General features: G+C 47.6%; 2 protein-coding genes. Both read left to right on the top strand.

The features are described from left to right. Positions 1-99: 99 nt before the first annotated feature. Positions 100-393: a CII family transcriptional regulator gene (locus CSC70_RS13670; protein ID WP_000251069.1), complete on the top strand. Its 294-nt coding sequence runs from the start codon at positions 100-102 to the stop codon at positions 391-393. A 32-nt stretch (positions 394-425) separates the two neighbouring features. Further along, positions 426-1,286: replication protein (locus tag CSC70_RS13675; RefSeq protein ID WP_162457187.1), on the top strand; the 861-nt coding region annotated here is incomplete at its 3' end.

Below are 1,286 nucleotides of genomic sequence, written 5' to 3' on the forward strand. Positions count from 1 at the left end.
TTCCAGCCCTGAAAAAGGGCATCAAATTAAACCACACCTATGGTGTATGCATTTATTTGCATACATTCAATCAATTGTTATCTAAGGAAATACTTACATATGGTTCGTGCAAACAAACGCAACGAGGCTCTACGAATCGAGAGTGCGTTGCTTAACAAAATCGCAATGCTTGGAACTGAGAAGACAGCGGAAGCTGTGGGCGTTGATAAGTCGCAGATCAGCAGGTGGAAGAGGGACTGGATTCCAAAGTTCTCAATGCTGCTTGCTGTTCTTGAATGGGGGGTCGTTGACGACGACATGGCTCGATTGGCGCGACAAGTTGCTGCGATTCTCACCAATAAAAAACGCCCGGCGGCAACCGAGCGTTCTGAACAAATCCAGATGGAGTTCTGAGGTCATTACTGGATCTATCAACAGGAGTCATTATGACAAATACAGCAAAAATACTCAACTTCGGCAGAGGTAACTTTGCCGGACAGGAGCGTAATGTGGCAGATCTCGATGATGGTTACGCCAGACTATCAAATATGCTGCTTGAGGCTTATTCGGGCGCAGATCTGACCAAGCGACAGTTTAAAGTGCTGCTTGCCATTCTGCGTAAAACCTATGGGTGGAATAAACCAATGGACAGAATCACCGATTCTCAACTTAGCGAGATTACAAAGTTACCTGTCAAACGGTGCAATGAAGCCAAGTTAGAACTCGTCAGAATGAATATTATCAAGCAGCAAGGCGGCATGTTTGGACCAAATAAAAACATCTCAGAATGGTGCATCCCTCAAAACGAGGGAAAATCCCCTAAAACGAGGGATAAAACATCCCTCAAATTGGGGGATTGCTATCCCTCAAAACAGGGGGACACAAAAGACACTATTACAAAAGAAAAAAGAAAAGATTATTCGTCAGAGAATTCTGGCGAATCCTCTGACCAGCCAGAAAACGACCTTTCTGTGGTGAAACCGGATGCTGCAATTCAGAGCGGCAGCAAGTGGGGGACAGCAGAAGACCTGACCGCCGCAGAGTGGATGTTTGACATGGTGAAGACTATCGCACCATCAGCCAGAAAACCGAATTTTGCTGGGTGGGCTAACGATATCCGCCTGATGCGTGAACGTGACGGACGTAACCACCGCGACATGTGTGTGCTGTTCCGCTGGGCATGCCAGGACAACTTCTGGTCCGGTAACGTGCTGAGCCCGGCCAAACTCCGCGATAAGTGGACCCAACTCGAAATCAACCGTCTGTCCCTTATCAACCTCCGACTGTGCCGACGAAAAGAGAGGCGT

The sequence above is a fragment of the Pseudoxanthomonas kalamensis DSM 18571 genome (genome assembly GCF_010211745.1).
Lineage (GTDB): Bacteria > Pseudomonadota > Gammaproteobacteria > Xanthomonadales > Xanthomonadaceae > Pseudoxanthomonas_A > Pseudoxanthomonas_A kalamensis.